Genomic DNA, 6,234 nt, shown 5'->3' with positions numbered 1-6,234 from the left:
AGCGAAAAGAAAGGACACCGCCATGATTTGGGAGAAGAGGCAAACCATACCCCAACCACCCAACAACCCCCCCCCCCCCCGCGGGGGGGGGGGGGGGGGGGGGGGGAAACCCCCCCCCCCCCCCCACGACAGCGTGGGTCAGTCCAGGCCGAGGTCGTCCTTGCCGAGGACGTAGCGGTACTCGAGGCCTTCCTTCTCGATGGCCTCCCGCGCCCCGGTGTCGCGGTCGACGACCGTGACCACGCCGATCACGTTCGCGCCCGCTTCACGCAGAGCCGCGACGGCGTCGAGCACACTGCCGCCGGTCGTGGAGGTGTCCTCCACCGCCAGCACCCGCTGCCCGCGGACCTCCATGCCCTCGATGCGGCGCTGCATCCCGTGTTCCTTGACGGACTTCCGGACCACGAACGCGTCGAGCACCACCCCGTCGGTGGCCGCCGAGTGCAGCATCGCCAGCGCCACCGGGTCGGCGCCGAGCGTCAGGCCGCCGGCCGCCACGTAGTCCCAGTCCGCCGTGAGCTGGCGCAGGAGCTTGCCGATCAGCGGCGCGGCCGCGTGGTGCAGCGTCGCCCGCCGGAGGTCGATGTAGTAGTCGGCTTCCTTGCCGGACGCCAGGGTCACTTTTCCGTGCACCACGGAAAGATCGGTGACCAGCCTGGCCAGTTCGAGTTTCGCCGCTTGATCCAACCCGGGGTTCGCCACGGCCGAGAGTCTTACACACGGCCGTCGTCACTCCCCGATGGATGTGGCGTCGACCGCACGCCCGCGGGTCGCCGCCCAGGCCGGGACCAGGATCGCCACCAGCGAGAGGGTTACGGCGAGCGCGAGCACCACCAGGTAGACCGCCAGTGGCCCGGACGGCAGCACCGTGCCGGTCACGACCAGGCAGAACGGCACGATCGCGCCCGCCGCCGTCGCCGTGCCGAGCAGGACCGCGATGGTCGCGATCAGCCCGCCCTCGACCCCGGCCATCCGCAGCACCTGGCCGCGGGTGAACCCGCTCAGCCGCTGCAGGCCGAACTCACGGCGTCGCTTGCCGGTGGCCATCACGAGCGTGTTCACCACCGAAATCACCGTGTACGCGATGATCATCCCGACGAGCAGGTAGTTGACCCAGGCGCCGATCTCGTTGCCCTTGGCGTGCGCCGCGATGAGGTCGTCGCGGTCGCCGACCTGCACCGGCAACCCCGCTGTCGCCTCGCGAAGGTGCGAAGTCAGCGTCGCCGTGTCGACGCCGGGAGCGGCGCGGACCAGCAGCTGCGGCGCGAGGCCGGTTGTCGTGTGCGGGGCCAGCAGCGACGCGGGCAGCACGAGCCGTTCGAACCCGGGCCGCTGGCTCACGACGGCGGACACCCGCACGTCCACCGGCGCGCCGTCGCCGAGCCGCAGCGACAGGGTGTCGCCGACCTGGCGGCCGAGCGTCGTCGGCACCTCGACGGCGGTCCCGGTCAGCTCGCTGACACCGAGCGCGGGCCAGCCGTCCTGGTCGTTGTTCGAGTCGTACGGCTTTTCGACGAACACCGTGCTCGTGACGTACTCCGAAGCGCCCGCAACACCCGGCGCCGAGCGCACGCGCCCCAGCACCGACGGGTCGAGCCCGCCCGGGCCGGCCACCACGGCGTCCGCGCGCAGGTCCGCGGTGTACGCCTCGTTCGAGACGGCTTCCTGCGTGGTCTGCAGGTAGATGTTGGCGGTCGCGATGCCGACCGCGAGCATGATCGGGGTGACCGCGCCGGCCGTCCGGACCGCGCCGACGCGCGTGTTGAGCAGCGCGACCCGGCCCGTGACACCGCTGAAGGCCTGGACCGGCCAGCGCAGCAGCATCGCCATCACCTTCGTGACGCCGGGGCTGATCGCCGCGAGGCCGAACGCCCACAGCATCACCGCCGGGCCGGCCGTGCTGGCCGCGACCGGGCCGGTCATCACGGCGACCGTGACGATGGCCAGCGCCGTCCCGCCGGCAAAGCACAGGACCGCGGTGACCAGCCGGATCGGCGTCAGCCAGCGCCGCTCGACGGCGGCCTCGGCGAGCGCCTCGGTCGGGCGGACCTTCGAGGCGCGGCGGCCGGCGACGAAGGCCGCGGCCACGGTGGCCAGCAGCGACGCGCCCGCGGCCACCGTCGCCGGCAGCCAGCCCTGCTCGTACCGCAGCACCTCGGAAACCACGTGGTTGGCCGCGAGCCGGCCGAACAGCCAGTTCCCCAGCACCGGGCCGAGCACCACCGCGGCCGCGACCGCCAGCAGCCCGACCACCAGCGCCTCACCGAGCACCATCCGCCGCAGCTGGCGCGGGGTCGTGCCGATCGCCCGCAGCAGCGCGAGCTCACGCTGACGCTGCTGGGTCGACAGCGAGAGCGTGCCCGCTACGACAAAAACCATCACCATCGCCGACAGCCCACCGGAGACGGCGGCCAGGACGATCAGGTTTTCGCCGCTCTGGTTCACCTCGGGGAACTCCAGGACCCCGCGGTCGGCGCCGGTTGTCACGACCCCGGCGTCGCCGACCGCCGACGTCACCGCGGCGACGTCACCCCCGAAGACACCGATGGTGTCGAACGTTCCCGGGTGTCCCGAAAGCCTTTCCGCGTCGGAAGGCGCGAAGAACAGCGCCGAGTCCCGCATGACTTGCGGCGCTTTGGCGATCCCCGAGACGCGGTACTGGCCGACCACACCGTGCGCCGCGACCGGCAGCGTGCCCCCGACGGCGATCCCGAGCCCGGCGTCGACGACGACTTCGCCCGGCTTCGGCGCTTCGCCCTTCAGCGTGTACGGCGTGAGCACGGCGGAGTCCCACGCGTGCCCGAGCGCGCTCGCCGTGCCGATCTGCGCCGGGAAACTGACCTCCCCGACGACGTTCGTGACGCCCGGGACCGCGCGCAGGCGGTCGGCCAGCGCCGCGTCGACCCGGACGCGCTCGGGCAGGGTCGCGTTCTCGACCTTGTGCTTGTCCTCGGGGTCGAGGGTGGCCGGGTCGTCCTCCGGCAGCGCCAGCGTCTGCTGCCCGCCGACGACGATCGGCGCCGCGGCCAGCCGCTGCACCGGCGTCTCGGACCGGATGCCCGTCTCCATCAGGCCACCGCACGCCGAGACGATCAGCGCGCCGAAGAACACGGCGACGAACGTCGCCAGGAGCCCGCCCTTGCGCAGGCGCAGGGTCCGCATCGCGAGGGAGAACATCACGCCGCCACCCGCCCCCAGGCGCCGAGGTGGGTCATCCGCTCGGCGACGGCTTCCGCGGTCGGCCGGGCGAGGCGGCCGGCGATCCGGCCGTCGGCCAGGAACACGACCTCGTCGGCGTAGGACGCGGCGACCGGGTCGTGCGTCACCATGATCACCGTCTGGCCGGACGACCGGACGGAGTCGCGCAGCAGGCCGAGCACGTCGGCGGCGGTACGGGTGTCGAGCGCGCCGGTCGGCTCGTCGGCGAAGAGCACGGCCGGGTCGGTGACCAGGGCCCGCGCGATCGCGACGCGCTGCGCCTGCCCGCCGGAGAGCTGCCCGGGCAGGTGCTTGCGGCGGCCGTCGAGCCCGACGTGCGTGAGGATCCGCGCCACGAGCCGCTTGTCCGGGCGCTTCCCGGCCAGCTGCAGCGGCAGCACGACGTTCTGCTCGACCGTCAGCGCCGGGAGCAGGTTGAACGCCTGGAAGACGAAGCCGACGCGGTCGCGCCGCAGCTTCGTCAGGTAGGTCTCGCTCTTGCCGTCGAGGTCCTGGCCGTCGAGCACGACCCGGCCCGCCGTCGGCCGGTCGAGGCCGGCCGCGCAGTGGAGGAAGGTGCTCTTGCCCGAGCCGGACGGGCCCATCACCGCGGTGAACCCGCCGCGCGGGAACGAGATCGAGACCCCGTCCAGCGCGACCACGCCGTTGTACTCCTTGCGCACGGCCTCGAGCCGAACCGCCTCATTCGTCATGCGGAGAACGCTAGGGAGACAGCCCTTCGATGACCCTGGTGCGCACGCGCGTCTTCGGGGTAGGGACAGCCCTACTCAGGTCCGGCCGCGGCCACCGCTGATCCGGCGCAGCACCGCGCGGGGCAGCAGGCCACCGATCGCGACGACGGCCTTGTACTGCAGGCTCGGCACCGAGATCACCTTGCCGCGGCGCAGGTCCGCGAGCGCTTCGCCGACCACCTGTTCGACACCCAGCCAGGCGATTTTCGGGCCGGGCTTGCCGATGCCCGCGCGCTCGTGGAACTCGGTCGCGGTGAAACCCGGGCACAGCGCCATCATCCGGACACCCTTCGGCAGCGACGCGGCGATGCCTTCGGTGAACGACGTGACCCAGTTCTTGCTGGCCGTGTAGGTCGAACCGCGGCCGCTGAAGAAGCCCGCGACGCTGCTGACCTGGATGATCTCGCCGTGGCCGCGCTCGATCATGCCGGGCAGCACCGCGCGGGTCAGCCGCAGCACGGCGGTGACGTTGACGTCGAGCTGGCGCTGCAGCGCGTCCGGCGGGATGGTCCAGAAGTCGCCGTTCAGCCCGAACCCGGCGTTGTTCACCAGCAGGTCGACCGGACCGGCGGCGAGCCGCTCTTCGACGGCGGTTCGTCCGTCCACTTCGGACAGGTCGGCGGGCAGCACCTCGACGGCAACGCCGTGCTTTTCCCGCAGCTCAGCGGCATACGCCTCCAGGCGCGCGGTGTCCCGGGCGACGAGCACCAGGTCGTACTTCTCGGCGGCGAGCGTGCGCGCGAACTGCGCGCCGATGCCCGCGGTGGCTCCCGTGATCACAGCGGTGGTGGTCATGTGAGTGAACGATACCCAGTGGTCAGGGCCTCGGGGTGCAGCCGTTTCGGCCTCGGGTTATCGTCCCGATCATGGGTAAGCACAGCAGGCGCAAGAGCGGCTACCTGCCCATGGTCGCCGCCGGCGCGGCGCCCGTGGCCCTGCTCTTCGCGGCCCCCGCCACCGCGCTCGCCGCCCCGGCCGAGAGCACCCTGCCGATCGACTACCGCCACCACGACGGGCGCGAGCTGCGCCTGGGCGAGCTGACCACGATCACCACCGGCGAACAGCGCCTCACGCAAGCCGGAGCGGCCGAGACCCGCCACACCGGAGTGTGGCTGCCGAACGGCGTCGACGTGCTCACCGAAAACGCGGAGCAGGTCGACGTCACCACCGGCGGGGTGAGCGTGCACCGGTCGGCGGGCCAGGGCGTCGACCTCGGCACGCTGGGCGCGATCGGCGCGACGTCCGAGCAGCACGGCAGCTTCACCGGCGTCCTCGACGTCGAGCAGAAGCACGAGCTGGGCGGCCAGCTCGGCCCGGCATCCGGCCTGGTCAAGACGACATCAGGCTCGTTCAGCGGCGACCTCGGCGTCGACCACGTGGTCCACGTCCAGGGCGGCACGACGTCACTGCGCGGCACCCTGGCGGTCAGCGTGCTGGACCAGCAGGTGCTCTAGTCCTGCGACGCCGGCGGCTCCGCGGGGGGCTGCTGGGCCGGGATCCCCGCGGCCGGGGTCGGCGGAGTGCTCCCGGTGGACGGGATCGGCGCGCTCGCCTGGTGGCGGCCGGCGTCGTAGTCCTCGTCGAACGGGTCGACGATGTCCGCGATCTCCCCGAGGTCGCGCAGCAGGCGCTCGAGCCGCGACGGCCCGGCGGTCGGGACGACGCTGGCGAGCACCCACTCGTTCTCCAGCCACGCCACGCCGACGTCGCCGCCGAGCTGGTCCGCGGCGTCGACGAGCTCCTGGGTGATCACGACGCGGGCGCCGTCGGCGTCGTCCGCGAAGGCGTAGCGCGAGCCGATCGGGCCGAGCATCTCGGGCATGTCGGCGCGCTGGAACGGCACGCTGGACAGCCACATCTCGATCGGGATCTTGTGCTTCTTGTTGCAGCGCACGGCGACGACGACCGCGGGGATCTGCCCCTCGGACTCGATGTCGAAGATGAACACCGGGCGGCGGCCGTCGGAGGTGAAGGTCGACCCCGCGACGACGTTGACGGCGGCGTCCGCGCCGAAGTAGCCGATCGCGCCGCCGGACCACTGCTGCGGCAGCCGTTCGTCCTCTTCGACGAACTGCCAGCCGCGCAACTGCGCCCAGCGCATTCGCTCGCGGTTGCGCGAGCCCTCCTTCGCCCGGTCGGCCGCGAGCAGCCCGAGGCCCGCCACCAGGGCGACGGCCGCGATGACGAACCAGATCCACGCCGGAATACCCACGACGGTGAGGGTATCGCCTGCTACGCCGAAGAGATGATCGCCGGTACCCGTGTCGCCGGGCCCGTTCGGACC

Annotated in this window: 6 protein-coding genes; 1 reads left to right on the top strand and 5 read right to left on the bottom strand. The window is 72.5% G+C overall.

Going from position 1 to position 6,234, the window contains the following annotated elements:
- Positions 1–138 precede the first annotated feature (138 nt).
- The 4 genes from pyrE to ACZ63E_RS01920 form a co-directional block, all read right to left on the bottom strand.
- Positions 139–702, bottom strand: coding sequence for an orotate phosphoribosyltransferase (pyrE, locus tag ACZ63E_RS01935; protein ID WP_465306910.1), 564 nt, complete (start codon positions 700–702; stop codon positions 139–141).
- Between the two features lie 27 nt (positions 703–729).
- On the bottom strand, positions 730–3,177 hold the full coding sequence (locus ACZ63E_RS01930) for an ABC transporter permease (RefSeq protein WP_465334349.1): 2,448 nt from the start codon (positions 3,175–3,177) through the stop codon (positions 730–732).
- The gene (locus tag ACZ63E_RS01925; protein WP_465306908.1) at positions 3,177–3,911 is read right to left on the bottom strand and encodes an ABC transporter ATP-binding protein; all 735 of its coding nucleotides are present in this window, start codon (positions 3,909–3,911) and stop codon (positions 3,177–3,179) included. Before ACZ63E_RS01925 ends, ACZ63E_RS01930 begins: the two co-directional genes overlap by 1 nt.
- Positions 3,912–3,986: 75 nt before the next feature.
- A complete protein-coding gene (locus ACZ63E_RS01920; protein ID WP_465333542.1) occupies positions 3,987–4,745 on the bottom strand; it encodes an SDR family NAD(P)-dependent oxidoreductase in 759 nt (252 codons plus the stop codon).
- Between the two features lie 71 nt (positions 4,746–4,816).
- On the opposite strand from ACZ63E_RS01920, the gene ACZ63E_RS01915 reads away from it, so the two are divergent.
- Complete coding sequence (locus ACZ63E_RS01915) at positions 4,817–5,404, top strand: hypothetical protein (RefSeq protein WP_465333540.1); 588 nt, start codon at positions 4,817–4,819, stop codon at positions 5,402–5,404.
- On the opposite strand, the gene ACZ63E_RS01910 is transcribed toward ACZ63E_RS01915, so the two are convergent.
- The gene (locus ACZ63E_RS01910) at positions 5,401–6,162 is read right to left on the bottom strand and encodes a hypothetical protein (protein ID WP_465306902.1); all 762 of its coding nucleotides are present in this window, start codon (positions 6,160–6,162) and stop codon (positions 5,401–5,403) included. The genes ACZ63E_RS01915 and ACZ63E_RS01910 overlap by 4 nt on opposite strands.
- Between the last annotated feature and the right edge of the window lie 72 nt (positions 6,163–6,234).

It is taken from the genome of Amycolatopsis sp. NPDC104819, from assembly GCF_055583145.1.
This window is presented reverse-complemented; position numbering and strand designations above follow the sequence as displayed.

Excerpts from the sequence above, each read along its gene's own strand:
- ACZ63E_RS01920 (WP_465333542.1), bottom strand. The coding sequence starts at position 4,745 with ATGACCACCACCGCTGTGATCACGGGAGCCACCGCGGGCATCGGCGCG.
- ACZ63E_RS01925 (WP_465306908.1), bottom strand. The coding sequence starts at position 3,911 with ATGACGAATGAGGCGGTTCGGCTCGAGGCCGTGCGCAAGGAGTACAAC.
- ACZ63E_RS01915 (WP_465333540.1), top strand. The coding sequence starts at position 4,817 with ATGGGTAAGCACAGCAGGCGCAAGAGCGGCTACCTGCCCATGGTCGCC.
- ACZ63E_RS01930 (WP_465334349.1), bottom strand. The coding sequence starts at position 3,177 with ATGTTCTCCCTCGCGATGCGGACCCTGCGCCTGCGCAAGGGCGGGCTC.